General features: G+C 59.9%; 22 protein-coding genes and 1 pseudogene. 15 read left to right on the top strand and 8 right to left on the bottom strand.

The features are described 5' to 3' along the window. Positions 1–7 precede the first annotated feature (7 nt). The 5 genes from SB725_RS07455 to SB725_RS07435 all read left to right on the top strand — a co-directional run bounded on the left by SB725_RS07455 (position 8) and on the right by SB725_RS07435 (position 5,215). Positions 8–1,459: a DUF1254 domain-containing protein gene (locus SB725_RS07455; protein WP_027923447.1), complete on the top strand. Its 1,452-nt coding sequence runs from the start codon at positions 8–10 to the stop codon at positions 1,457–1,459. A 27-nt stretch (positions 1,460–1,486) separates the two neighbouring features. Then, positions 1,487–2,893, top strand: coding sequence for a DUF1254 domain-containing protein (locus tag SB725_RS07450; RefSeq protein ID WP_410921489.1), 1,407 nt, complete (start codon positions 1,487–1,489; stop codon positions 2,891–2,893). Between the two features lie 12 nt (positions 2,894–2,905). Further along, positions 2,906–3,853 carry a transporter gene (locus SB725_RS07445; protein WP_410921488.1) on the top strand — a complete coding sequence of 316 codons (948 nt, stop codon included), beginning with the start codon at positions 2,906–2,908 and terminating at the stop codon, positions 3,851–3,853. Positions 3,854–3,931: 78 nt separating this feature from the next. Then, positions 3,932–4,078, top strand: a complete 147-nt coding sequence (locus SB725_RS07440) for a hypothetical protein (RefSeq protein WP_155953725.1) — start codon at positions 3,932–3,934, stop codon at positions 4,076–4,078. 114 nt (positions 4,079–4,192) lie between these two features. Beyond that, positions 4,193–5,215, top strand: coding sequence for an HAD family hydrolase (locus SB725_RS07435; protein ID WP_027923444.1), 1,023 nt, complete (start codon positions 4,193–4,195; stop codon positions 5,213–5,215). 121 nt (positions 5,216–5,336) lie between these two features. On the opposite strand, the gene SB725_RS07430 is transcribed toward SB725_RS07435, so the two are convergent. After that, positions 5,337–6,008: a DUF3313 domain-containing protein gene (locus SB725_RS07430; RefSeq protein ID WP_410921487.1), complete on the bottom strand. Its 672-nt coding sequence runs from the start codon at positions 6,006–6,008 to the stop codon at positions 5,337–5,339. A 215-nt stretch (positions 6,009–6,223) separates the two neighbouring features. Here SB725_RS07430 and SB725_RS07425 point away from each other — a divergent pair, with 215 nt between their 5' ends. After that, on the top strand, positions 6,224–8,578 hold the full coding sequence (locus SB725_RS07425; RefSeq protein WP_410921486.1) for a tetratricopeptide repeat protein: 2,355 nt from the start codon (positions 6,224–6,226) through the stop codon (positions 8,576–8,578). Between the two features lie 90 nt (positions 8,579–8,668). Here the strand turns inward: SB725_RS07425 and SB725_RS07420 are convergent. After that, a pseudogene (locus SB725_RS07420) lies at positions 8,669–9,637 on the bottom strand (hypothetical protein). 292 nt (positions 9,638–9,929) lie between these two features. On the opposite strand from SB725_RS07420, the gene ccoN reads away from it, so the two are divergent. Both ccoN and SB725_RS07410 read left to right on the top strand, forming a co-directional pair. After that, the gene (gene ccoN, locus SB725_RS07415; protein WP_410921485.1) at positions 9,930–11,357 is read left to right on the top strand and encodes a cytochrome-c oxidase, cbb3-type subunit I; all 1,428 of its coding nucleotides are present in this window, start codon (positions 9,930–9,932) and stop codon (positions 11,355–11,357) included. A 15-nt stretch (positions 11,358–11,372) separates the two neighbouring features. Continuing rightward, positions 11,373–11,594: a hypothetical protein gene (locus SB725_RS07410; RefSeq protein ID WP_059180942.1), complete on the top strand. Its 222-nt coding sequence runs from the start codon at positions 11,373–11,375 to the stop codon at positions 11,592–11,594. A 54-nt stretch (positions 11,595–11,648) separates the two neighbouring features. On the opposite strand, the gene SB725_RS07405 is transcribed toward SB725_RS07410, so the two are convergent. Beyond that, the gene (locus SB725_RS07405) at positions 11,649–12,158 is read right to left on the bottom strand and encodes a hypothetical protein (protein ID WP_027923438.1); all 510 of its coding nucleotides are present in this window, start codon (positions 12,156–12,158) and stop codon (positions 11,649–11,651) included. Between the two features lie 70 nt (positions 12,159–12,228). Continuing rightward, positions 12,229–12,999: a helix-turn-helix domain-containing protein gene (locus SB725_RS07400; RefSeq protein WP_410921484.1), complete on the bottom strand. Its 771-nt coding sequence runs from the start codon at positions 12,997–12,999 to the stop codon at positions 12,229–12,231. 76 nt (positions 13,000–13,075) lie between these two features. Here SB725_RS07400 and SB725_RS07395 point away from each other — a divergent pair, with 76 nt between their 5' ends. Next, positions 13,076–13,768 carry an aspartate/glutamate racemase family protein gene (locus SB725_RS07395; RefSeq protein ID WP_410921483.1) on the top strand — a complete coding sequence of 231 codons (693 nt, stop codon included), beginning with the start codon at positions 13,076–13,078 and terminating at the stop codon, positions 13,766–13,768. Position 13,769: 1 nt separating this feature from the next. Here SB725_RS07395 and SB725_RS07390 read toward each other — a convergent pair whose 3' ends face one another. The 3 genes from SB725_RS07390 to SB725_RS07380 form a co-directional block, all read right to left on the bottom strand. Continuing rightward, complete coding sequence (locus tag SB725_RS07390) at positions 13,770–14,291, bottom strand: GNAT family N-acetyltransferase (RefSeq protein ID WP_059180943.1); 522 nt, start codon at positions 14,289–14,291, stop codon at positions 13,770–13,772. A 172-nt stretch (positions 14,292–14,463) separates the two neighbouring features. Continuing rightward, complete coding sequence (locus SB725_RS07385; protein ID WP_027923434.1) at positions 14,464–15,384, bottom strand: LysR family transcriptional regulator; 921 nt, start codon at positions 15,382–15,384, stop codon at positions 14,464–14,466. Between the two features lie 87 nt (positions 15,385–15,471). Then, positions 15,472–15,912, bottom strand: a complete 441-nt coding sequence (locus tag SB725_RS07380) for a carboxymuconolactone decarboxylase family protein (RefSeq protein ID WP_027923433.1) — start codon at positions 15,910–15,912, stop codon at positions 15,472–15,474. 206 nt (positions 15,913–16,118) lie between these two features. On the opposite strand from SB725_RS07380, the gene SB725_RS07375 reads away from it, so the two are divergent. From SB725_RS07375 to SB725_RS07360, 4 genes are all read left to right on the top strand, one after another. Next, positions 16,119–17,552 (top strand): PLP-dependent aminotransferase family protein, encoded by a 1,434-nt coding sequence (locus tag SB725_RS07375; protein ID WP_027923432.1) that lies wholly within the window; start codon positions 16,119–16,121, stop codon positions 17,550–17,552. A 123-nt stretch (positions 17,553–17,675) separates the two neighbouring features. After that, positions 17,676–17,969 carry an antibiotic biosynthesis monooxygenase family protein gene (locus tag SB725_RS07370; RefSeq protein ID WP_027923431.1) on the top strand — a complete coding sequence of 98 codons (294 nt, stop codon included), beginning with the start codon at positions 17,676–17,678 and terminating at the stop codon, positions 17,967–17,969. Positions 17,970–18,153: 184 nt separating this feature from the next. Continuing rightward, positions 18,154–18,567, top strand: coding sequence for a cupin domain-containing protein (locus SB725_RS07365; protein ID WP_410921482.1), 414 nt, complete (start codon positions 18,154–18,156; stop codon positions 18,565–18,567). 227 nt (positions 18,568–18,794) lie between these two features. Next, the gene (locus SB725_RS07360) at positions 18,795–19,505 is read left to right on the top strand and encodes a hypothetical protein (RefSeq protein WP_027923429.1); all 711 of its coding nucleotides are present in this window, start codon (positions 18,795–18,797) and stop codon (positions 19,503–19,505) included. A 76-nt stretch (positions 19,506–19,581) separates the two neighbouring features. Here the strand turns inward: SB725_RS07360 and SB725_RS07355 are convergent, their stop codons facing one another. After that, a complete protein-coding gene (locus SB725_RS07355; protein WP_059180945.1) occupies positions 19,582–24,483 on the bottom strand; it encodes an NAD-glutamate dehydrogenase in 4,902 nt (1,633 codons plus the stop codon). A gap of 502 nt (positions 24,484–24,985) precedes the next feature. On the opposite strand from SB725_RS07355, the gene SB725_RS07350 reads away from it, so the two are divergent. Then, positions 24,986–25,339, top strand: a complete 354-nt coding sequence (locus SB725_RS07350; protein WP_059180946.1) for a hypothetical protein — start codon at positions 24,986–24,988, stop codon at positions 25,337–25,339. A gap of 290 nt (positions 25,340–25,629) precedes the next feature. Beyond that, positions 25,630–26,589, top strand: a complete 960-nt coding sequence (locus SB725_RS07345) for an AAA family ATPase (RefSeq protein WP_027923426.1) — start codon at positions 25,630–25,632, stop codon at positions 26,587–26,589. Position 26,590 lies beyond the last annotated feature (1 nt).

Raw genomic sequence — 26,590 nt, 5'->3', positions numbered from 1 at the left:
ACTCTTTATGCACGGTGCAATTCGCGCGGCCGGTTTCAGCCTGATGACCATGTTCGTCAGCTGCGGCGTTGGCGCCCAGGATCTTGATACGCGGATCGGCAAGATCGCGATGGAAGGCGAATTGCCCGCCCATGAATCGATCGCCCAACTCTATGCGGAGCTGGATTTTCAGCAGGCCACCCAGAGCTACCTCTGGGCGCTGCCGTTGGTGTCCTACGCGCAATGGCAGGAAGAGTTTCGCGACAAACTCGGCGCCCGCAGCGGCGACCTGATGGTGCTCAACAGTTATGAAGACAAACTGGGCGTCATCACCGCCAATGCCACCACGCCGTACATCCTCGGTTTTGTCGACCTGAATGAAACCGGGCCGCTGGTGATCGAATTGCCGCCCGGCCCGACTGCCGGCGGCGTCGGGGACTTCTGGCAACGCGCGATCATAGACATGGGCCAGACCGGCCCGGACAAAGGCAAGGGCGGCAAGTACCTGGTCCTGCCGCCGGGTGCCGAACCTCCCGCCGATGCCGGCAAGTACTACCTGGCCAAATCGGAGACCATGAACGTGCTGGTGGGCTTCCGCGTGCTTGATCCGGACCCAGCCAAAGGCAAGGCACTGGTCGAACACTTCAAGATGTACCCGTACGCCCAGCGCAATGAGCCAAGCAAAACCAAACTGCTCAGCCCTGGGGGCAAAGCCTGGTCCGGCACCCAACCGCGCGGGATGGCGTACTGGGAGCGCTTGCACCAGATCATCCAGAAAGAACCGGTCAACGAACGTGACCGCTTCTACATGGCCATGCTCGCCAGCCTCGGCATCGAGAAAGACAAGCCCTTCAACCCCAATGACAACCAGCGCAAGGCACTGGAACAAGGCGCCCAGGTCGGCGAGTTGATCGCCAAGGCCAACACCTTCGCCAAGCGGTTCCCCGGTGCGCAATACTGGCCGGACCGTCAATGGGACACCGTGCTGAATATCGCCGAACCGTCGCAGCGCGTGGCCTATTACGATCAGTTGTGGGAACGCAGCGCCTGGTTCTACGAAGCGGTCACCAACACCAAGGGCATGGTCTCCAAGACCCCGGGCCTCGGTCAGACCTATCTGGGCGCCTACACCGACAGCAAGGGCAACTGGCTCGACGGCAGTAAGAATTATCGCCTGCACGTCGGCGCCAATCCGCCGGCCAAGCAGTTCTGGTCGATGACGGTGTACGACACCGACAGCCGTTGCCTGATCGATAACCCGCAGCGCAAGGCCGACCTGTCGTCCCGTCAGGATCTGAAAAAGAATGATGACGGCTCCGTGGACCTGTATTTCGGTCCGACCGCGCCCAAAGGCTTCGAGAACAACTGGGTGCAAACCGTACCGGGCAAACACTGGTTCAGCTATTTCCGTCTGTACGCGCCGACCGAAGCTTACTTCGATAAAAGCTGGAAGCTCGACGACATCACGGCTGTGGAATGACGCCCAAAAGGTCAATAAGGACGCTTTATGAATAACCGTTTTTTGCTCACCGCACTCGCACTCTCCCTGAGCACCAGTGTCTGGGCCGACTTCAGCGCCACGCCTGAAGAAGCCCGGGGCATCGCCAAGGAAGCCTATCTGTACGGCTTCCCGGTAGTGGAGATGTACAAGACCCTCTACACCCAGGCCATCGACAAGAAAAGCCCGAACTTCAAGGCGCCGCTGAACCAGATCGGCAACACCGCCAAGGCATTCACCGCCAAAGACACCGCCTTCGTCACGCCAAACGCCGACACGCCCTACTCCTTTGTGTGGATGGACCTGCGCGCAGAACCCGTCGTGCTGACCCTGCCGGCTATCGAAGAACACCGTTATTACTCGGTGCAATTGATTGACGCGTATACGCAGAACTTTGCGTACCTGGGCACCCGCAGCACGGGCAACAACGGCGGCCACTTCATGATCGCCGGGCCGAACTGGCAAGGTCAGCAACCGGTGGAAATGGACCGGTTGGTGCGCAGCGAAACCAACATTGCCTACGCGCTGTATCGCACGCAGTTGTTCGATGACAAGGACCTGGCCAAGGTCAAGCAAATCCAGAAAGGCTACAAGGTTGAATCCCTGAGCCACTACGTCAAACAGAAGGCACCGCCAGCGGCACCAAAGATTGACTGGCCAAAACCGCTGCCGACCATGAGCGACACCCCGGACCTGTTCCGTTACCTGAATTTCATGTTGTCGTTCGCCCCGGCGCAGGACGCGGAAAAGGACCTGCTCGCGCGCTTTGCCAAGATCGGCATCGAAGCCGGCAAGCCGTTCAATCTGCATGACCTCAGCGCTGAACAGCGCCAGGCACTGGAAGACGGCATCAGCGACGCCAAGGCCGAGTTCGCCCAGTTCAAGAAGGACAAGGTCGACACGCACCAGATCACCAGCGGCGACGTCTTCGGCACCCGTGATCACCTTAACGGCAACTACCTGTACCGCTACGCCGGCGCCAACATGGGGATTTTCGGCAACTCAGCCGAAGAAGCGGATTACATCGGCTACTTCGTCGACAAGGACGGCCAGCCGGTCGATGCCTCGAAGCACGATTACACCCTGCATTTCGACAAGGGCGCCCTGCCCCCGGCCGATGCCTTCTGGTCGCTGACGATGTACGACGGCAAGAACAAACTGCTGGTGGCCAACCCGTTGAATCGCTACCTGATCAACTCGCGGATGCTGCCCGATCTCAAGCTCGACGCCGACGGCGGCCTGACCCTGTACGTGCAGAACAAGGCCCCGGCCAAAGAACTGCAAAACAACTGGCTGCCCGCCCCGAAAGGCCCGTTCTACGGGATCTTGCGCTTGTACCTGCCAAAACCGGAAGTCACCAGCGGCCAATGGCAGATGCCGCTGCTGACGCCGGTCGATTCACAACAAAAACAATAAGCGGAGTCAGTCATGGTCAGGCCTTTTGTAGTGCGTCCTTTACTGGCGCTGTGCATCATCGGCGCAAGCCCGTTGACGCTGGCGGCCGAGGGCGGTGTCGGGCGGCCGATTACGGGGCAACAGGTATTTTCCAACGCCGGGATTGTGCCGCCGGCAGCCGGTTGGGTGATGTCCCTGACCAGCATCTGGTACGACGGTAATCTCAAGGGTAAAGCGCAAGTACCGATCGCCGGCGCCCTGAGTACCGGGCTGGACATGAAAGTGTCCTACACCATGGCCAACTTCACGCATATCTGGGACACCGGCAAAGGGCGCTGGAACTACGCCTCGGCCATTGGCGTGCCGGTCCAATACACCGACGTCACCGCCAGTGTCACCGGTCCCCGTGGCAGAACCCTGGGATCCGGTGATACCGGGACCCAGTTCGCCGATATTCTGGTGACGCCGATTGCGGCGGGTTACCACATCGACGAGGTCAACCACGTCTCCTTCTCGCTGCCGATCTATGTGCCGACCGGTGCCTACAACGATGACCGCCTGGCTAACGCTGGCCAGAACAATTACACCTTCATGCCCACCGTGGCCTTCACCCATCTGGACGGCAAGGGTGGCGAGTTCACCCTGTCCAGCGCGCTGGAGTTCTACACCGAGAATGACGCCACCGATTATCGCAACGGGAACATTTTCACCCTCGATGCGCTGTGGACCCACGGCTTCGGCAACGGCTGGAATGCCGGTATCGCGGCGGGTTACATCCAGCAGGTGACCGATGATTCGGGAAGTGGTGCCAACAGCGGCTTCCGTGGCCGCTCTGTCGGTGCTGGCCCGGCGGTCGGCTGGGCCGGCAAGTTCAACGATGCGCAGGCCAGCGTCAGCGCCCGTTGGGTGCCGGAGTTCGATACCAAAAACCGGCCGGAAGGCAACGGCATCAGCGTCAACCTGACATTAGCGTTTTTCTAAGGAGTGACCAGGGATGGCTACCGGTTCCAGGCTCATTCCCGTCATTCCAACGTTCACGTTCTGAATCAAGGATGCGCCATGACTGCACTCAATGACCTCAACGCCCTGCAAGCCAGCATCGCCGAAAGCGCTGCCAACGGACATCACCTGTGCCGTGAAATTGTGCACGCCCAGTTCTCGACGGCAAGACCGCCTGCGCGCCTGCTACGGTCGTTCGCCTACTGAAAACCAGGCATTGCGGCAACTCAAGGGTTCGTTGTCTACGCTGCATAGTCAGGCCGAACAACGGCAGGCGATACCCGACTCGGCATTACGGCCGTTACACCAAAAGGATGTCCCATGACGAACCCGATCTCGATCCGCAATTGCTTTGGGCTGAGCCTGCTCTTCGCGTTGGCCCTGCCGTTTCTCGCGCAAGCAGCCGAACCCTTGCCTTCGTGGAATGACGGCCCCTCGAAGAAGCACATCATCGAGTTCGTCCAGGCGGTCACCGATCAAAGCAGCAGGGACTTCGTCAAACCCGAAGACCGCATCGCCGTGTTCGACAACGACGGCACCCTGTGGAGCGAGCAGCCGATGTACTTCGAGTTGCTGTTTGCCCTCGAAGAGGTCAAGCGCACCGCGCCGCAACACCCGGAATGGAAAACCACCCAGCCGTTCCAGGCCGTGCTGGAAAACGATCACAAGGCGCTGGCCGCCTCCGGCATGGGCGGCATCATGAAAATCTTCGGGGCGACCCACACCGGGATGACCACCGAAGCCTTCGATGACTACGCCAAGACCTGGCTGAGCCAGGCCAAACACCCGAAAACCGGCAAGCTGTACACCGAGATGGTGTTCCAGCCGATGCTGGAAATGCTCGACTACCTGCGCGAGCAGAACTTCAAGACCTACATCGTATCCGGTGGCGACACCGGCTTCATGCGCGCCTTTGCCGAGAAGGTCTACGGCATCCCGCCGGAACAGGTGATCGGCACCACATTCGTCACAGCCTTCCAGTACAAGGACGGCAAGGCCTCGATCCTGCGCACGCCGAAACTGGCCCACAACGATGACGGCCCGGGCAAACCGGAAAGCATCGACGCGGTCATCGGCAAGCGGCCGATCCTCGCCTTCGGCAACTCCGACGGCGACTTGCAGATGTTGCAATGGACCGCCGCAGGACCGGGCAAACGATTCATGGGGCTGGTGCATCACACCGACGCCAAACGCGAATGGGCCTACGACCGCAAGTCCGACTTCGGTCGCCTGGACAAGGCCCTGGACGAAGCAAAAACACGTGACTGGACCGTCGTGGACATGGCCGCCGAATGGCGCCGGATCTATCCCTACGACGCCGCCACAGCCGAGCAAGGGAAGTAAAAGGAGCGTAACGCCGACGGCACCAAAGGTTTACTCCATCGCTCCCACATCGGACTTGTGGTTTACACAGATCCAGTGTGGGAGCGAGCTTGCTCGCGATGAGGCCATCAGCCTCGCCACATCACTTGGATTTGATCTTCAAATACGACTGATTCAAATCCGACGCCCAGCCATCCATCACGCCTTTGACGTCATCCGCCTTCATCACCTGCGCATCGTTTTCCAGCGGCTTGCCGGTGCCCTTGCGCACGACCTGAGCGATGACTTTATTGCTGCCGCCGTCGATGAACGCCGCTTCGGTGGCCAGGTCTGTTTCCTGATCACGAATACCGCTGGCGGTGCTCACGGCTGCGGCAACCAACGCAATCGGGATCACTTCGTAAGGCTTCAAGCCTTCGGTCTTGCTGCTGACCGCAGTAATGGCGGCACGCACCACGATCACGCCTGGGCCAGGGCCGGCGGCCAATGGCAGCGATTTGGCCATTTCACGCTTGAGCGCCTGGTCGTAATAACCGGTGATCCCGCTCAGCGTGGCCTGGGGGATTTTCACCGTTGGCTGGGGGGCCGGGTAAAGCTGGGTCGGTTCGATAAAGACGCTGGTGAATTTGCTGACATCCAGCGCTGGATCGACCCAACGCATCACTGTCGCGCCGGACGGCGACTTGGCTTCCTGCAGCTGGCCGTAATCCTTGAGGAAGCCGGAATACTGCTCCGGCTCGACGACCTTGCTCGCACACCCTGTCACCGCGATGGTGGCGATGCACAACGTGCTCATCATTAACGCAAGCTTCATGCTTGAACTCCTGTTTTGAAGGGCGAACACCCTAGTGCAAAGGCGACTGGAGTCAAGGCATTTCGCGATAAAAAACTCAAAAAAAGCACACATTTCATCTAACGCTGCGGACGCTCTCGCAACCGTCATTTGACAGATGCCCGGCATGCGGCAAAGCTGCACTCCAGCTTGATCGCGCGCCTCAAGGCAAACGCACCTCGACTACGGAAGTCGCAATGCTGAAACATAAAAATAAAGCACCAAGCCCCAACCCTGATTCACCACCGAACCTGATTAACCGCTCTCTTTTTCCCGTGACCATCGGTGCATTACTGTTGGCGGTCATCGGCATCGGCTGGTTTCTGTTTAGCAGCACACCGGCACCGCTGAGACCCGTTCCCGTCACTGCCCCTGTCGCGCCACCGGCCAAACCGCAACCGGTCGCGCTGGCCCCGGCGAAGATGGTCGATGAGCAGCAATGCCAGGGCTGCCACAGCGAACAGGTCAAGGACTGGAAAGGCTCCCATCACCAATTGGCGATGCAGGCAGCCTCTGCCGAGACGATGCTGAGCGACTTCAATAACGTCACCTTCAAAGCGGAAAACGAAACCACCGTTTTTTCGCGCAAGGACGACGGCTTCTGGGTCAACACGCCGGGTATCGATGGCAAGAACGCCGACTTCAAGGTGGCCTATACCTTCGGCATCGCGCCGTTGCAGCAATACCTGATCGAAGTGGGCGAAGGTCGCTTGCAACCCTTGGGCGTGGCCTGGGATACCGAGAAAAACCGCTGGTTCCACCTCTATCCGGGTCAGGGTGTGAATTTCAAGAACCCGCTGCACTGGAGCAAGCAGAGCCAGAACGCCAACTTCATGTGCGTCGAGTGCCATACCACTGGCTACAAGCGCAATTTCGATGCCGCGAAAAACACCTTCGACAGCCAATGGAACAGCCTCGGCGTTGGCTGCCAGGCCTGCCACGGCCCGGCTTCCAATCACCTGGAATGGACGGCGAAAAAAGGTGATTTGATTCATGCCGGTTTTGCCGTCGACCTCAAGGACAAGAACGCCACCGTCGAGATCGAAACCTGTGCCCGCTGCCATTCGCGCCGGGCACCGCTGAGCGATGGCTACACCGTCGGCAAACGCCTGATGGATGCCTACCTGCCGAGCCCCCTGACCCGCGAATTGTATGCGCTGGACGGCAAGATCAAGGACGAGGTGTTTGAACACGGCTCTTTTGCCCAAAGCAAAATGTTCGACAAGGGCGTGCGCTGCAGCAACTGCCACAACCCGCACAGCACTGAACTCAAGGCGCCGGGCAACGGCGTTTGCCTGCAATGCCACAACACCACGGGAAAAACGCCGGTGGAAGGCGTCGACGGCAAAGGCCTGCAAGCAAAAAACTACGACGCCATCGAGCACACCCGTCACACCATGGGTCAGCGGGGTTCGCAGTGCGTGGATTGCCACATGCCCGGCAAGTTCTACATGGGCAATGACTTCCGGCATGACCACAGCTTCAGTATTCCCAACCCTGAGCGGGCGAAAAAACTCGGCACCCCGGACGCCTGCCTCACCTGTCACCAGGGTAAGGACGGCGACAAAGTCACCGAACAATTCAAACGGTGGAACAGCACACCGACCGCACAGGCCCCGCGGTATGACGAAAGCCTGTGGCTGATTCGCAACGGTCAACCCGGCGCAGCGCAAGCTCTGTATGAACAACTGCAACGCAGCAATCTGCCAGCGATTCAGCGGGCCACCCTGCTCGCCGAGTTGCCGCTGTACCCGAGTGAACAGGCGTTGAAACTGGCCACCAAGGACCTGAGCAATCCCGCGCCACAAGTGCGTGAAAGTGCCGTGCACGCAATCAGCGCGTTCCTGCCACCACCTGAGCGGGCACCGCTGTTGACGCCGTTGCTGACAGACCCGGTGATGGCCGTGCGTATTGCTGCAGCCCGGGACCTGCTGGGAGCCGCACGCAATGCTTTGGGCGCTGCCCAGACGAACTGGAATGCGGCGATTGCCGAGTACGAAGCAGCACAGAAAAACCTGCTGGAACGCGCCGAAGCCAACCTCAACCTGGCGATGCTCTACCAGGCCAGCGGACGCAATGACCAGGTCGAACCGTACCTGCGCACAGCGCTCAGGCGCGATCCGGATTTCTACCCGGCACTGGTGACGCTGGTGCAATGGCTCGAAGCCAATGGCCGCAGCCAGGAAGCACAGGCGCTGCTGGCCCAAGGGCTAAAAGACCACCCGGACGCCGCGCTGCTGCAACACACCCAGGGCTTGTCGCTGGTGCGTGCTGGCAAATCGGACCAGGCCATGTCGGCGCTTCGCAAAGCCGCGCAACTGGAACCGCAGAACGCGCAATACGGCTACGTGCTGGCCGTGGCCTTGCATGACCGCGGCAAGGTTGAAGAGGCCTGCAAAGTGCTGGAGCGCTTGCTGAAAGTGCAGCCGGCCAACCGCAATGCGCGGCTGTTGTTGATCCAGTATTACCTGGACAACGGGCAGGAACCGAAAGCGCAGGTGCTGTTGCAGGGCTGGAAGAAAATGAACATGGGGGATCCGGCGTTAAAGTAGCCCTCGATACGCTCCGCCTGTAGCAGCTGTCGAGGCTGCGTCGCCAAACGCAGCCTCGCAGGCTCGGCAGCTGCTACATCGACCGCGGGATTACCAGGACGAACCACTCTTCAACGCCAACTCCCGCCGACTGTTGGCCCGCATCGCCTTGATCAGCGACACCGTGCCCACCAGTAAAATCACTCCGGCAAACAGAAAGTCGATTTTGTACAACTGGAAGTCATTCAGCGGCCCCACCAGCAACACCCGAATCGCCCCGATGCTGGCCAGCGTCGCCAGAAAGTCGATACCCGGCTCGTCGCGATAAAACACATGCAGCAACGGCAAGCCGATCACCAGCAGCAACATCAAGACGATCATCTTGAACGAGCCCTTGCGCTCGACACTGAACGCACACTCAGTGGTTGCATAAGGTTTGTAGTCTTCCTCACGCGCCAGCGAGTTTTTCTCGTTGATGTACTCCGCGCGGTTGTACTTCTGGATCGGCGTGAAGGTGTTCGACATCTCCATGCTGGTGGTGATGTGCTTGAACTTGAGGTCGATGCGATCATTACCCTTGAGGTAATACAACACTGGTTTGTAGCCGTAGCGGTAAGTGTCGAACGGGAAGTCCGCCGCCCGCCCCTGCACGCCAATGGGCCGCGGTTCGAGTTCGGCATAGGCGCTCTAGTTCAGCGATGACAGGTTACGCGTCAGTGGCTGGACCTTGACCTGTTCGAGGAAAATCGGCGTGACACCGTACGACCATTGCAACGGCTCCAGACGCAGGCGCAGCTCGTTGCGGGCCAGGTCGTAGCGGTTGAACGTGCGTTCGGAAACCACGATGGCGCCGCTGAGCATGAACTCGCCGCGCAGGTTGTTGGTGATCCGCAGGGTCAGTTGATCCTTGCCCAGCGCAGCACTATCACTGGCCGGTGGCGTACCGCACCAGGCCGTGCTGTCGAAGGCGCCGCCCAACAGCCCGTCACGGTTGTCCTTGAACACATAAACGTAACTGGCCCACAGGGCCAGCATCAGCATTAGCGATATCAACCCTAAAATCTTTTTGCCCGCACTCACACCCGACTCCTTTCTTCACTTGCTCCCTGACAAGCCGCGGACTCTACCAAACTGCCATCACTGTCCCAAGCAAAAACACACCCGTGTAGCCGCTGATTGTGAGGGGGGACTATGGACCTGCGACGCAGCGTGCTACAGATTCACCTAAACGCTAAAAAAACGTATCAGTTTGTGGCAGATGACTGCAGGGTGGCCTCGGATCTGATCCGTATAAATGAAGTTTTCCTGAGTCTGTTTTGTTTCCGACGGGGTTTCTACAGTAGAAGCCTTTGCAACCGTGGAAGCATTGACCATGAGCACAGCAACAATCGGACAGGCCTATAACTACAAGGTTGTGCGCCAATTCATCGTGGCAACCATCGTCTGGGGTGTCGTGGGGATGGCGATGGGGGTGTGGATCGCCTCGCAACTGGTATGGCCCGAGATGAACCTTGACCTGCCGTGGACCACCTTCGGTCGCTTGCGTCCGCTGCACACCAGCCTGGTGATTTTCGGCTTTGCCGGCAGCGCGCAGTTCGCCGCCAGTTACTACGCGGTGCAGCGCACCTGCCAGGTGCGGTTGTACTCCGACACCCTCGCCGCGTTCACCTTCTGGGGTTGGCAATCGGTGATCGTGACCATGCTGGTCACCCTGCCGCTGGGCTACACCACCACCAAGGAATACGCCGAGATCGAGTTCACCGGCGCGGTATGGATGACGGTGGTCTGGGTCGCTTACGCGGTCGTGTTCTTCACCACCGTGGTGCAGCGCAAGACCAAACACATTTACGTCGGTAACTGGTTCTTCGGCGCGTTCATCGTAGTGATCGCGATGCTGCATGTGGTCAATCACCTGTCGATCCCGGTGGACTGGTTCAAGTCTTATCCGGTGTATTCCGGGGCGACCGACGCCATGGTGCAGTGGTGGTATGGCCACAACGCCGTTGGCTTTTTCCTCACCACCGGGTTCCTCGGGATGATGTATTACTTCGTGCCGAAACAGGTCGGGCGCCCGGTGTACTCCTATCGCCTGTCCATCGTGCATTTCTGGGCGCTGATTACCCTGTACATCTGGGCCGGTCCGCACCACTTGCACTACACCGCGCTGCCGGACTGGGCACAGTCGCTGGGCATGGCGATGTCGCTGATCCTGCTGGCGCCAAGCTGGGGCGGGATGATCAACGGTATGATGACCCTCTCGGGCGCCTGGCATAAGTTGCGCACCGACCCGATCCTGCGCTTTCTGGTGTTGTCCCTGGCCTTCTACGGCATGTCGACCTTCGAGGGTCCGATGATGGCGATCAAGACCGTCAACGCCCTCTCCCATTACACCGACTGGACCATCGGCCACGTTCACGCCGGGGCGCTCGGCTGGGTGGCGATGATCACCTTCGGCGCGGTCTACCACATGGTGCCGAAAGTCTTTGGCCGTGAGCAGATGCACAGCATCGCCCTGATCAATGCACACTTCTGGCTGGCGACCATCGGCACCGTGTTGTACATCGCGTCGATGTGGGTCAACGGCATCACCCAAGGCCTGATGTGGCGCGCAATCAACGACGACGGCACGCTGACGTATTCGTTCGTCGAAGCCTTGCAGGCCAGCCACCCGGGGTTTGTGGTGCGCTTTACCGGCGGGGTGTTCTTCCTCAGCGGCATGCTGCTGATGGCCTACAACACCTGGCGCACTGTGCGGGTTGCGGACGTGGCGATGGCTGAGCGTGAAGCACAGATTGCCTGAGGCAAGGAGCCTGAAATGTTTGAAGTGCTATTGAATGTGATGGCGGTGCTGGGGCTTTGGCTGGGGGTTGAATATTGCCTGAAGCGGGAGACGGCGCAGAGCCTGGAGGATGCCAGTCTGATTCCGTTTGCGGATGATCCCGAGGTGGCGCGGCGAGTGGAATCGGCCACGGGGAAGAAAGTGAAGGCGGTAGCGCCAGAAGAGGCCAAGCCCGGCTGGGGCAACCTCAAAATCTGACCCACACCCTATCCAATGCAGGAGCCGAGCTCGGCTCCTGCAAGGGGGTTTAGTTCAGTCCGGGAGGACCTGGCCGCGATCACGCGGGATCAGGCCCTGCAACTGCTGCGCCAGAAAATTCGCATCAAATGCAAACGTGTCCGGGTCTTTCAGGCCATTGGTCTTGCGCCACTGCCAGCTGGTCGACGGCGGCAGGCACACCAGCGAAACGCTGCCATAGCGCGCGGCCGTCAGCCCCATCACCGCCAGGGAAATCTGACCGCCAGCGCCCATCACGTCCGGCACGAACTCCACCGGTTTGCCGGCAATGACAATGGACAATTTCTCGGTCTTGAACGGCGACGTCTCCACCGGCACGCTAGGCCCCGAAGCCACATACGCCTCACGGCTCACTTCCAGCAGATGCGGCGCCTGGACCGGTTCCAGCCACTGCTGGATCTGATCGAACAGCTCGCCGATACGCGTCGCCCAAAGCGCCGATTGCGACTCGAACGTCTGCTTTTTGTGCGCTTCGCTTTCTGCGTAGTGGCGAAGCATTTCGCCCAGTTGTTGTACGTCGTCCATTGCGGTGTTCCTTTGGTTGGAGCGGTGCTGCGGACATTGAGCATGGCAGATGCAGGCCGCCGGCGTACGACTAAAAGCGCGAGCGGTATTGGCTGGGGGTCATGGCCAGGTGTTTGCGAAAAACGCTGCCCATGTGCGACTGATGGGCGAAACCGCTGTCCAGAGCGATGCTGGCCAACGGCAGGTCCGTGTGTTCGATCATCCGTCGGGCGGCTTGCAGGCGCACCTCAACGAGATACGCATGCGGTGTCAGGCCCATGACCCGGGTGAAGTCGCGCAGAAAACGCAGTTCGTTGTGCCCGTAAGTCGCGGCCAACTGGTCCAGCGTCAGCGGTTCATGGAACTGCTCGGCGATCTGATCCAGTACCGGGGTGAACGCTTTGGCGTGCAGTCTGGATCGAGTCGTCACAGGCGCCTGGTCAATCAGGCTCAGGGCGGCTTGCTCAAGCGCCATCAGATCAGTTTGAGGGTTGAGCAACAGGCGTCGGATCTCGCGTGCGAACGTCAGCGCCCGTCGATCACCGGCTGACTGAACACGCTGGCGGACGGCTGGCAGCATCTCATCCGCAAACGGCTCATCCAGGCGCATCAACAGGTATTCACCACCGCTCGCCGATTCGGAAAACACCTCGACGCCCACCGGCGTGAACGCCAGCACACCGGGCAAAGTATCGAAATCCACCCGCCGGTCTGAATCAATGGCGTGTACGCCTTGCTGGCGCTCAAGCGTCACGCCCAGGGTCAACGACTGCGCCGGATCACGAACGCTGTAGGCCGCACGGGGCAACAGTTGCAGGCAAGCTCTAGCGCCCAGCACGTGCTGGCTCAGCACGCCGGGCATGTGAAATTTCCTGATAGATGACCGTCAAGATCCAAGGGATACTCTCGCAAGGTTAGCCATTCACAGGGAGCACCGCATGCGCACCATCGGCCTTATCGGCGGCATGAGCTGGGAGTCCAGCGCCGAATATTATCGCCTCATCAATCAGCAGGTTCGTGACCGGCTCGGGCCGTTGCGTTCGGCGCAGTTGCTAATGTACAGCGTCGACTTCGGGCCTGTCGAACAGGCCCAGCATGCCGGGCGCTGGGACGATGCGGCGGCGATTCTGGTGGACGCGGCGCGACGGCTTGAGGCTGGCGGCGCCGAGTGTGTGGTGCTGTGTACCAATACCATGCACAAGGTGGCCGGGCAGATTCAGGCCGCGATCACTGTTCCGTTCCTGCACATCGCCGACCCGACCGGTCAGGCAGCCGTCGATGCCGGTGCGCTGAAGGTCGGGTTGCTCGGGACCGCGTTCACCATGGAACAGGACTTCCTCAAGGATCATCTGAGCGCGATGGGCTTGACCGTGCTGGTGCCGGAAGCCGAGCAACGCAACGCCGTGCACAGGATCATCTACGACGAGTTGTGCGTCGGGGTGATCAGCGAGACATCGCGCAAGGTTTACCAGCAGGTGATCGAATCGCTGACCCAACGCGGCGCCCAGGCGATCATCCTCGGTTGCACGGAAATCGGCATGCTGATCAAACCCGAACACAGCGCCCTGCCCCTGCTCGACACCACCGAACTGCATGCGCAGGCGGCGGTGGCGTTTGCACTGGGCGACTGAGTCACTCGGTGTCAGGCATGCGACGCAGACGCGCCATGCTCAGGGTGTCGACCAGTCGGCCGTCACGCACGGCGTAGTCACGGAGCAGGCCTTCGGTCTCGAAACCGAACTTTCGGTACAGGCCGATGGCCGCTTCGTTGTCGGCGTACACCGAAAGCTCGACCCGCCGCAGGTTCATCCAGTTGTCGGCGATGTCCAGCACCGCCGCCAACAGCGTCGAACCCACGCCTTTTCCCTGCCATGCCACCGCGACGCCCATGCCGATACTGCCGGCATGGCTGCGGCGGATCCGCGAGAATTGTTCCAGGCCAATGTTGCCGATGACCGTGCCCTGATGCAGCGCAACCAGTTTCACCAGGCGCTCGTTATCCGAGGCCAGGCGCTGGCGCCAGATTTCGGTGGATTGAAACGGCATTTGCAGGACCTGACGGGTAATGGCCGGGTCATTGTAGAGCGCGGTGACGCCCTCGATGTGGGCTTCGCTGAAACGTTCGAGGGTGATGACCGGTTCGGTGGCAGGCATGGGTGATTCATCCTTGAGGCAGACATTGCCGCTTACTCTACAACGCTATCTCCCAATATGGCGACATTCCCTGTGGGAGTGAGCCTGCTCGCGATAGCGGCCTAACATTCAAAATAAATGTCGACGGATACACCGCTATCGCGAGCAGGCTCACTCCTACAGTTAACCGTGGTTAGCTCTCGAACCACTCCCGGCGCTCGTTGAAGGTGTTGTGGATCAGCTCGACGATCATCTGCACATCGGCCTGACCTTGAGTGTCGGCATTCACCGCCATCCAGACCTGACGCGGCATCGGCTGCTCGAACAGTTCAGGCAACGCAATCAAACCACGGTCGAATTGGCTGATGTAGCGCGGCAACAACCCGATGCAGGCACTGCAGCGGATCATCTCCAGCATCAGTTCATAGGAATGCAACTGCACCACGCCAGCCAGACGCTGATCCACCACGCTGTTCCATGGCCGAAAGCTCTCGACCTGACGGTCATGCTGCCACTGCACGAGCATGAAGTCGGCCAGGTCATCGAGGCTGCCCGGCCGCGCCGCGACCCGCGAATAGCGTTTGGCGATGTGCGGCAGATACTCCAGACGCGCCAGTCGCTGCGGCTCGCTGACCGCAAAACTCGGCCCCGGCAGCGGCGAATCCGTGCCGGCCAGCCATAGCACCACATCGGCGCTGATTGCTTGCAGGCTCAGCTCACTGTCGAGGGTAATGATGTCCAGGCGCACGCTGGCGTTGCGGCGCAACAAGGCGACCAGGTCACGGCCGAGGATGTCATGCAGGATCGACTCGGCCACCGCCAGACGTATCAGCGGTTGCTCGATCACCGGTGCATCGCGCTCATGGGCCAGCGCGATCAGTTGCGCCTGAAGCGCCAACCCTTCACGACTCAGGGCCAGGCCATTGTCCTGATGATTGAACAGCGAACATTGCAATTGCGACTCCAGCTGCGCCAGGTGTTTGCGCAACTGCGTGGATTTGATGTTGAGGCTGCGAGCGGCCTGCATGAAGCACCCGCAACGGGCGCTCACCCGAAAGGACTGCGCCAGCACCGGGTCGATGCCCGCCGCATAGGTGGATTCCATCAATGACATCAGTGACTCCCTGTCGATCTATCCTTGAAAACCTCATCCTGCGCAGCGTGTATGAACCTGATGTGACACTCGGCGCGGATAATCGATTCAGCCGCCAGGGGTTTGCCGAAAACTCACCGCCAGGCGATTCCAGCTGTTGATGGTGGTCACGGCAATCGTTAAATCGACCAGCTCCGCTTCGCTGAATTGCTCCCTCGCCAGCGCGAAAACGTCATCCGGCACGTGGCTTTCGGAGAGCAGCGTCACCGCTTCGGTCCAGGCCAGCGCCGCCCGTTCCCGAGGGTTGAAAAAGCCGCTGTCGCGCCACACGACGATCGAATACAGGCGCCGATCCGTCTCACCCAGGCGGCGGGCGTCCACCGAGTGCATGTCGGTGCAAAAGGCGCAGCCGTTGAGCTGCGAGGCGCGGATCTTGATCAGGTGCAGCAACGCGGGCTCAATACTGAGGTTGCTGGTCAGGGCTTCCATGGCAATCATCGCTTTCATCGCTTTGGGCGACGCGCTGTAGTAATCCAGGCGGGAACTCATGGGGCGACCTCGTGACGCGATGATGTGAATTTCACGGTAGTCGTCGAGGTCGCGACGTGACAGAGCCAATTCGGCGAAATAACCATGGACCACTCGGCGCCAGACCAATCCCGGGTTTTTCACCTGCGCAACTTCTGCACGGCCGCGCATGCGGGTAATCTGGCGCGACGCACACGCGCCTCAACCGCTGCAGGAGCCTCGCCGGTATGGAACTTCATGTTGTCATCAACGGCCGCAAGGACCTGACGGGCCAGTTGTACAACCAGTTGCGCAGCGCCATCGAATCCGGGCGCCTCGCCGCCGGGACCCAGCTGCCGCCCAGCCGCTTGCTGGCCGAACAGCTGGGGATTTCGCGCAAGACCATTTCCGACACCTACGCGCAACTGACCTACGAAAACTTCCTCACCGGGGTGATCGGCAAAGGCACTTACGTGAATGCGCGCCCCTCGAAAATCGACCGCAAACAAAGCCATTCCGAACTGGCGAGTTTTGAGGTCATCGAATCCTGGCGCCAGCTGCCCGTATTCCTGCGGCATCCGACGCTGGAAGGCTCGTTGCGTTATGACTTCATTGGTGGCGCCACCAGCAAGGGCCAGTTCCCGCAGGATGACTGGCGCCGCTGCACCTCCCATGCCTTGCGCCAGATTGCCGGTTCCAAGGGCTTCTATAGCCTGCCCGAGGGCCTGCCGGCGTTGCGCAACGCCATCGCCCGGCACATCGCGTTCTCGCGCGGGGTCAATTGCCAGGACGAAGACGTGGTGGTGTGCAACGGCGCGCAACAGGCGCTGGACCTGATTTCCCGGGTGATCACGCGCCCCGGCAGCATCGTCGCCATGGAGGACCCCGGTTACCCGCCGGCGCGCCTGTTGTTTGGCTCGCACGGTGCCACGGTGATCGGCGTACCGGTGGACGCAGAAGGCATTCAGGTGGACAAAATCCCCCTTGGTACGCGGCTGATCTACGTCACACCGTCCCATCAGTTCCCGCTGGGCCTGCCGATGAGCCAGGAGCGCCGGGCGGCGCTGCTGGAGCGCGCTTATGAACTGGGCGCGATCATCATCGAGGACGATTACGACAGCGAATTTCGCTACGAGGGCCGCCCTACCGATTCGCTGCAAAGCATGGATGAGCGCGGGATCGTCGCCTACGTCGGGACCTTCTCGAAAACCCTGCTGCCGGAGTTGCGGCTCGGCTATGCGATTTTACCGCCGGCGATTCTCGAAGCCGTGATCCGCGCCAAACAACTCACCGACCTGCACACGTCGACCATGCCCCAATGGGCGCTGGCCAAATTCATCGCCGAAGGCTGCTTGCTCAAACATATCCGGCGCTGCCACACGATCTATGCCGGGCGTCGCGAACGCATCCTGGCGCGCATGGCGGGCGACCTGTCGCCGTGGTTCGAGCCAGTGCCGACCACGGCCGGGTTCCACATGGTGGTGATGTGCAAAGTGCCTATCGATCTGGCCCTGGTGATTGAATTGGCGAAAAAGGTCGAAGTCGGGCTCTATTCGATCGAGGCCTTTTACTTCCAGCAAGCGCCGCAGGACGGGCTTTTGCTGGGTTTTGGCGCCATTGACACGCTGGACATCGACACCGCCCTGGACCGTCTGCGCGACATTTTGCAGCAGGTGGCCTGACGGATTGGTCTGCGCCTTTACCGGGCGATTGGCTATTGGTGGTCCGGGGTTGCAGGCCTATCCTGCATAAGCGTTATCCCTCAATGAGCAGGATTCGTCCGGCCTGATTCAGGAGTGTGAGCAATGTCCCACGAAGTGATCAATACCGTACAGGTGCAGGCTGCCGCAGGCCGCTCGGATGAACTGGGCAAGCAACTGCAAAAGATTGTCGAAACCCTGCGCGAACTACCGGGCTGCGACTCCTATATGGTCGACCGCTGCCCCGAGGACACCAACCGCTGGACCGTCAGCGCGCGCTGGCAATCGGAAGCGGCGATGCACTCGCATTTCAACTGCCCGGAAGTCCAGGGCTTCATCGGCCTGATTGACAATCAACTGGCGAACGCCGTGGATTTCAACAGCTTCCCGATCCGCTAAAGCACCCTGTAGCCGCTCTGTAGCAGCCGCCGAACGCAGCCTCGCGTTGCTCGACAGCTGCTACAAGGCATACGTAATTCGGGGGCTGGATTGGTCCCCTCACCTTCCCGAATATTGGCTGTTTGATTGGTCCACCCTGCGGACTATCGTTGTTGCTGACGATAACCACCGCAGGTACTGAACCATGAAAGCTTTGTGTTTCCTTGCTGCCCCGCTTGCTGTCCTCGCCCTGACCGCCTCAGTCACCGCGCTCGCCCACGAAGGCCCTTCAGAAAAGGTCACGGTGCTGCAGGACCAATTGCTGAAAAACGTCCCTGGCAAAAAAGCCATGATGATTGAAGTCGACTACAAGCCTGGCCAATCCTCGATTGCCCATAAGCATGAAGGCACGGCCATGGCGTATGTCATTTCCGGCTCGATCACCTCCCAGGTGAAGGGTGAAAAAGCGATCACCTACAAGGCCGGCCAATACTGGTACGAGCCGGCAGGATCGGAACATTTGGTCTCGAAAAACGCCAGCGCCACCCAGCCCGCCAAACTGCTGGTGTTCATGGTGTTGTCGCCCGACGAGAAAGTGTTGATCCCACTGGAAAACTGATGGCTGAACGTACAACCATAAATAAAAAGGCCCGAACTTTGATTTCGGGCCTTTTTATTTCTTGAAGCAATCAAACGACCCTGTTTAAACCAAATAAAACTATTGAACTGACGATAAGCCTGCTTATTGGTTATTTAATTCCGTGAAGACAGGTTTAGTCTGGAATCACCGCCGCCCCTACCGGCACTCAAACTTCCCGACTCAAGTTGTTTCACTGGAGTAACACCATGAAACTTGCGCTTGTCAGTACCTTGACGATGACCGTTGTTTTATCAGGCTGCTCGATCCCCACCGCGCCAAGTGCGGTCTCTTCACTGGACGGCATCTTTACCGCGCCTGTTGGCCGCAGCAATGCCACGAGCATTCCTAATGGCCATAATGTGTCGCTTGGCATCGTCTACAGCCATAACACCCAGACCAATCGCGCCTACCTCCAGGACTACCAGGCCAACGCGGGCACCGGTTTCGGCCAGAGTTTGCTGGTGCAGCCGATTCATGACGCCTACGTCGCCACCTCTAAACCCGACCTGGCCGTGGATTGGGTCAAGGCCTCGTTGCAGCGCCAGTTCGGCTCGGTCACGGTGTACCCGGACATGCAGAGCCTCAAGGCGGCGAAACCGGACGTGGTCGCGATTGTCGACAGCCGCAGCCAGTTGATGACCTCGCGAAGTTCGGATATAGCGGCGGATGTCAGTGCAGACTTTTACGACGCTAATCTCAACTATATTGGCACTGCACAAGGGCATGACGCTAAAGCGCTGACGCCTCTGTGGGCGGACTTTAAACCGAGCTCGGAGATAGTGGCGGATATTAATGAGCAACAGAATGTGCAAGTCAGGGCGCTGCAGAAGTTTGACCAGTCGCTCAGCAATTTACTGACCAGCCCGACAGATAAAGTATCGATGCTGGATAATAATTCGGGGCGGAAGTTGTATTAAGGCATATGACCCCATCGCGATCAGGCAAAAAAAAACCCGCATGTCTCCATGCGGGTTTTTTTCATTCAGCGCCTGATCAGGCCGCCGGTTCCAGCTCTTCGCTGACGGCACCAGTGGTGGTCACCACCGCTTGCCCGCTCAATGCCAGGTCCAGCAACTCACGGTTGGCCACCGCGTACATGGCGTAGTCCGTGCCGCTGGCGGCACGGATTTCCACCAGCATCGCGCGCCAGCGTTCGATCATGCCTTCGTGCGCTTCCATCCACAGCGCCAGGCGGGTTTCCACGTCCTGAGTGCCGTCGCCCTGTTGCAGGACGGAGATGGTGATTGCACGTTGCTGCCAGTCGACGTCATCACGGAACGCTTCACGGGCCAGGGCCTGCCAGTTGTTTTCAACCGGCAGAGCGCTGATCTGTTGCAGGTACCAGGTGATGTCCAGCGCGCTGCCGACGGCGAAGTAAGCCTTCGCCACGTCTGCTGCGTTCTGGCCGGTCACGTCCGACGCTTCGATGATTGGCAGCAAGGTGTACAGGTGAGTAGTGCCTGCAACCATGCGCGCCAGCAGCTCAGGTACGCCAGCGGCGACGTAAGCCTGATAGCGGGTCTGCCAGCCTTCGCGGGTCGGGCCTTCCAGCAGTTCGTCGAGCTTGAGGCCCAGCGCTGCCAGATGTGGACCGAAGTGCGCAACATCACGAGCGGCGTTCTGCTCGTTACGACGGCTGCGCAGGAACCAGCGCGTGGCGCGACGGCCCAGACGCATCAGCTCGTCCATCAGCTCCAGTTGCACGTCAGCGGAAACCTGGTAGTCCAGGGCTTCTATCTGCCGGAACCAGTGCGGGAGGTGGAAGATATCCCGAACTATTACATAGGCACCCGCAACATTCGCCGGGCTCATGCCGGTCGACTCTTTGAGTCGTTGAACGAAGGTGATGCCCATGTGGTTGACCAGGTCGTTGGCGATCTGGGTGCTGACGATTTCGCGCTTCAGACGGTGACGGCGCATGGCTTCGGAGAACTTGCTCACCAGGGTCGGCGGGAAAGCGGTTTCCATGTCGCGGGTCAGGTAGTCGTCATCCGGTACCAGGGAGTTGAGCAGCGCCTCCTTGAGGTCGATCTTGCTGTAGGAGATCAGTACCGACAGCTCGGCGCGGGTCAGGCCGTGGCCTTCTGAAACGCGCTCGTTGATCGCTTCTTCGTTCGGCAGGAACTCGATGGCGCGATCCAGCTTGCCGCGGCCTTCCAGATCGTTCATCAGACGCTTGTATTCAGCGATACGCGGCAAGGCACGACGCGCAGCCAGGGACAGAGCCTGAGTCTGCTTGTAGTTGTTGCCCAGCACCAGGCTGCCGACTTCGTCGGTCATGCTCGCCAGCAACTGGTTACGTTGCTTGTCGGTCATGTCGCCCGCCTGAACCACTTCGTTCAGCAGGATCTTGATGTTGACTTCGTGGTCGGAGCAATCCACGCCACCGGCGTTGTCGATGAAGTCAGTGTTGGAACCGCCGCCATTGAGACCGAATTCGACACGACCCAGTTGGGTCATCCCGAGGTTACCGCCCTCGCCCACGACTTTGCAGCGCAGTTCGTTGCCGTTCACGCGCAGTGCATCGTTGGCCTTGTCGCCGACATCGGCGTGGCTTTCGCTGCTGGCTTTGACGTAGGTCCCGATGCCGCCGTTCCACAACAGGTCTACCGGTGCCTTGAGCAAGGCATTGAGCAGCTCGGTCGGGGTCAGCTTGTCAGCGTGAATGTCGAAGCGCTCTTTCATCTGCGGGGAAATCGCGATGCTTTTCGCGCTACGGGAGAAGATCCCGCCGCCTTCGGACATGATGCTGGTGTCGTAATCCGACCAGGCCGAACGCGGCAGGTCGAACAGGCGCTGACGCTCGGCAAAGCTGTTTGCCGGCTCCGGGTTCGGGTCGATGAAGATGTGCAGGTGGTTGAACGCAGCCACCAGTTGCAGCGTCTCGGACATCAACAGGCCGTTGCCGAATACGTCGCCGGCCATGTCGCCGACGCCGACCACGGTGATGTTGTCTTTCTGGACATTGATGCCGCGTTCGCGGAAGTGACGTTGAACGCCGACCCATGCGCCTTTGGCGGTGATGCCCATCTTCTTGTGGTCGTAACCGGCGGAACCGCCGGAAGCGAACGCGTCACCCAGCCAGAAGCCGTAGTCGATGGCGATGCCGTTGGCGATGTCGGAGAAGGTCGCAGTGCCCTTGTCCGCGGCCACCACCAGGTACGGGTCATCGTCGTCATGACGCACGACGTTGGCCGGCGGCACCAGCGCGCCGTCTTTCAGGTTGTCGGTGATGTCCAGCAGGCCCGAAATGAAGATGCGGTAGCAGGCGATGCCCTCGGCCGCGATCTCGTCACGGTTGCCGCCCAGTGGCAGGCGACGCGGCAGGAAGCCGCCCTTCGCGCCCACGGGCACGATGACCGAGTTCTTCACTTGCTGGGCTTTTACCAGGCCCAGGACTTCGGTGCGGTAGTCTTCTTCACGGTCGGACCAGCGCAGACCGCCACGAGCAACGTTGCCGAAGCGCAGGTGCACGCCCTCGACACGAGGCGAGTAAACGAAGATTTCGAACTTCGGTACCGGCTTCGGCAGCTCTGGAATCTGGTGCGGGTTGAACTTGAAGCTGAAGTACGACTTGTTCTTGCCGTTGGCATCAGTCTGGTAGAAGTTGGTGCGCAGGGTGGCCTTGATCAGGTCCAGGTAGCGACGCAGGATGCGGTCTTCGTTCAGCACCTGGACTTCGTCCAGAGCGGCAATGATCGCGTGTTCCAGGCGTTGCTGCTTGTCTTCCAGATCATCGCCCGACAGCTTGCGCGCCAGGTAGAAGCGGGTCTTGAACAACCGGGTCAACTCGCGAGCGATGTCGGTGTGGTTGTTCAGGGTGCTGGCGATGTAACCCAGGTCGAAGCCCAGACGGATCTGCTTCATGTAGCGAGCGTAAGCACGCAGCAGCGCCACATCGCGCCACGGCAGGCCGGCGGTCAGCACCAGGCGGTTGAACGCATCGTTCTCGGCATCGCCACGCACGATGTGGACGAAGGCGTCCTGCAGCGTGTCGTTGAGTTGCTGGATGTCGAGTTCCAGGCCTTCGGCGGCGGTGAACGCGAAATCGTGAATCCAGAACTCGCGACCATTGGTGTGACGCAGGCGATACGGGAATTCACCCAGCACGCGCAGGCCGAGGTTCTCCAGGATCGGCAACACGTCGGACAGCGCCAGCGGCGTGTCGGCGTGATACAGCTTGCAGTGCAGCATGCGCTGGCCGGACACCTGACCCAGTGGCTGATAGAAGCTCATCACCAGAGGATTTTTTTCGTTCAGGCTCAGCAGGTGTTGCATGTCGACCACAGCCGAGTGGGCGGCGAAACGCTCGCGGTAACCGGCCGGGAAGCCTTTCGGGAAGTCGGCCAGCACGTTGGTGCCATGGGCTTCGCCGAAACTTTCAACTACCAGGCTCGCGTAGTCGTCCTGCCAGCTGCGGCAAGCTTGCACCACTTCTTTTTCCAGCAGAACCGGGTCGATGTCGAGGCGGTTCTTCGGGTCGACGCGCAGGATCAGTTGCACGCGGGCCAGCACGGATTCGGAGAAGAACGTCCAGAACTCGCAATCCGAGGCTTTCAGGCGATCCATCAGCACTTGCTGGATCTTCTGGCGCACTTCGGTGGAGTAAATGTCCCGTGGCACGTAAGCCAGGCAGTAGCAGAAACGGCCGTACGGGTCTTTGCGCAGGAACACACGAATCTTGTTGCGTTCCTGGATCTGCACGATCGACATCACGGTGCTGAACAGTTCGTCGACCGGGGTCTGGAACAGGTCATCGCGCGGCAGCACTTCAACCACCTGCGCCAGTTCCTTGCCCAGGTGAGCCTTGGCCTGGAAGCCGGAACGGCGTTCGATTTCTTCGACCTTGCGACGGATGTACGGGATGACCCGCACGCTCTCGCCGTACACCGAGGAGGTGTACAGGCCCATGAAACGGCATTCCTTGATGACGTTGCCGTCAGCATCGATTTCACGGATCGACACGTAATCCGGGTAAGCCGGACGGTGTACACGGCTTGGGTGCGCAGCCTTGGCGAACGACAGCAGGGTCGGTTCGCGCAGGTAGTTCACGGCGTAGTCTTCGATGCGCAGGTCATCGTAGGTCAGGCCGGTACGCAGCAGTTTGGTCAGGCCGAGGAAGGAATCCTGGTCGTAGACGATGTGGCCGCCGTCGGCTTCATCGCGCACCACGAACTCTTCGTAGCCGAGGAACGTGAAGTGGTTGCCCACCAGCCATTCCAGGAAGCTTTTGATTTCGCCTTTTTCTTCAGGGTCGACCGCGTACTGGCTGTTGTCCAGACCGGTGAGGATTTCCTGGACCTTGGCTTTCATCGGTTCGAAATCGGCGACGGCGACGCGGACTTCACCGAGTACCTGCTCCAGCTCTTTGCTCAGGACATTGAGCTCGGCGGTGTTGGCGCAACGGTCGATTTCCAGGTACATCAGCGATTCTTGAAGAATGCCTTCGCCCTGGGTGCCTTTGGGCAGGATTTCCAGCAACTCGCCCTTGCTGCCGCGACGCACGCTCAGCACAGTGGTTTGCAGGGTATGAATGCTGTAGCCGCGACGGTTCAGCTCGGTACGCACCGAGTCCACCAGGAATGGCAGGTCGTGGTGCAGCACTTCGACCGCGGTGTGGGTCGACTGCCAGCCGTGGCGTTCGTAGTCGGGGTTGTAGACGCGCACTTGCGGTTGCGCGTGATCGAAGCGCTCAAGCAGGCGCCACGCAGAAAGGGTGCAGCCGGCGAGGTCGGACAACCGACGCTGGGTCAGCTCGTCCAGGGAAATGATGCCGAAGAATTGTTCAGCGAACAGCGCCACTTGTGGCAGTGCCTGTTCACTGATGTGCTGTGCCAGTGCCGCTTGCAGTTGGTGCTGGAAGTCGGCTTTGCTGGCTGCGGTGAAGAACGCCATCTGTGGTACTCCGCTTGGGCTTGTTATTGATGGAAGCGTCGCGTGCAAAACCCCTTTCGGGGCGATCCGTCACCCTGTTCCTGATTCTCGGGCAGAGGAAACAGGGGACAGGTGGGTGAAGCTGGACGAGACACTCAGGTCACATTCACCTTCCATGAATGGGCATCTGCAAAACCGACTGGGCTGCGAACAGCGCAATGTCTTTACAGGTGCTCATCCGTTGCGCAGCTTAACGAGTGCGGCGAGGCCCGTGCTTGCGGTGCTGCGACATATTCGGTCATCGGTACGCAACTGGCGGCACACGCCTCGAACAACACTAGCAGCCGTGGGCAAAAACGGGCGTTTTATCCCCGGTTTTCCGGCACCTGCGTACCAGAAATGACCAGTAACACTCCAAGTGTCCACGCCCCTGCTCTGACACTCAGCCGAGCAGAAATTCCGTTGGGCTGGCAGAATTGCGCTTTATGCGTCTTCACCACGCTCGTCGAGCCAGGAATTTCCCATGCAAATGACCACCGCCCTCTTGATTGTGAACCCTTGCGATGACGAGGAAGACAACATGGCCATGCTCTGCTGCCACAGTGAGGAGGGCGACATGTTCCTGATGAGTCGCTACCCGGACGAGGACGAACTGGAAATCACCCTGGATGGCGAGCCTTCGACCCTGGATGGGGTGAAAGTCACCCTGAGTTCGAATCTGTTGAAGATCGAGATTGCGGCGGCGGATGCCGATGCATTGAACGGGAACGATGTGCTGGAGATCACTTTCAACCCGGATATGGTGGATATGGATGAGGTTGTAGAGACCCTGAAGAACATCCTCGACGGGACCGGGACCTTCATTAACGAAGTTTGATAGCGTCTGGATGGGTCTCATCGCTGGCAAGTCAGCGCCCACGGTGGTCGATGTGTTGCACAAATCGCATGCTCAACGCTGAAACCTGTGGGAGCTGGCTTGCCAGCGATGAGGCCAGAACTGCCACCTCAACGCTCCCCTGCTACAAAAATCCAACAATTTCGCCAACCATTTCCCGCACTTTGCACAAAATGCCGTTAGTCCCCGCCCCCCGCGATGGATTAAAGTAACGCCCCCAGCCCAAGCGTTATTCGAACGACTTCGGCCACCTTCTCCAGGAACAGTCATCGATGGAACATCGTGAAGCGCTGCTCGCGCTGCGAACCTTTCTTTCAACGCAGATTCTCGGCCAGGAAAAACTCATCGAGCGTTTGCTCATCGCGTTGCTTGCCGACGGCCACATGCTGGTCGAGGGCGCCCCGGGCCTGGCCAAGACCAAGGCCATCAAAGAACTTGCCGAAGGCATCGAAGCGCAGTTCCACCGCATCCAGTTCACCCCCGACCTGTTGCCTGCCGACATTACCGGTACCGAAATCTATCGCCCGGAAACCGGCAGCTTTGTCTTCCAGCAAGGTCCCATTTTCCACAACCTGGTGCTGGCGGACGAAATCAACCGTGCCCCGGCCAAGGTTCAATCGGCGCTGCTCGAAGCCATGGCCGAGCGTCAGGTCAGCGTCGGGCGCAGCACTTATGAACTGTCGCCGCTGTTTCTGGTAATGGCCACGCAAAACCCGATTGAGCAGGAAGGCACCTACCCGCTGCCCGAAGCGCAGCTCGACCGTTTCCTGATGCATGTGAAAATCGGTTTCCCGGACGCCGCGGTTGAACGCAAGATCCTCCAGCAAGCCCGTGGCGAAGCCCTGAACGGCGAAACCAAGCCGGAACGCCGGGTCAGCCAGCAGGCAATCTTCGCCGCACGCAAGGAAATCCTCGGTTTGTACATGGCCGACGCCGTGGAGGAATACCTGGTGCAACTGGTCATGGCCACGCGCAACCCGGGCAAGTTCGACCCGGAAATGGCCGACTGGATTGCCTACGGCGCCAGCCCTCGCGGGTCTATTGCCCTCGACCGCTGCGCCCGCGCGCATGCCTGGCTGGCCGGCCGCGACTTCGTCAGCCCGGAAGACATCCAGGCCGTGTTGTTTGACGTGCTGCGCCATCGCATCATTCTGTCCTTTGAAGCCGAAGCTGCTGGTATCGACCAGGACCGGGTGGTCCAGCGGATTCTCGACGTCGTAGCCGTCGCTTGAC

This window comes from Pseudomonas sp. SIMBA_041 (assembly GCF_046535095.1).
In the GTDB taxonomy this organism is placed as follows: Bacteria; Pseudomonadota; Gammaproteobacteria; order Pseudomonadales; family Pseudomonadaceae; genus Aquipseudomonas; species Aquipseudomonas mucoides.
The sequence above is the reverse complement of the archived record's forward strand: the minus strand, read 5'-3'. Positions and strand labels throughout refer to the sequence as shown.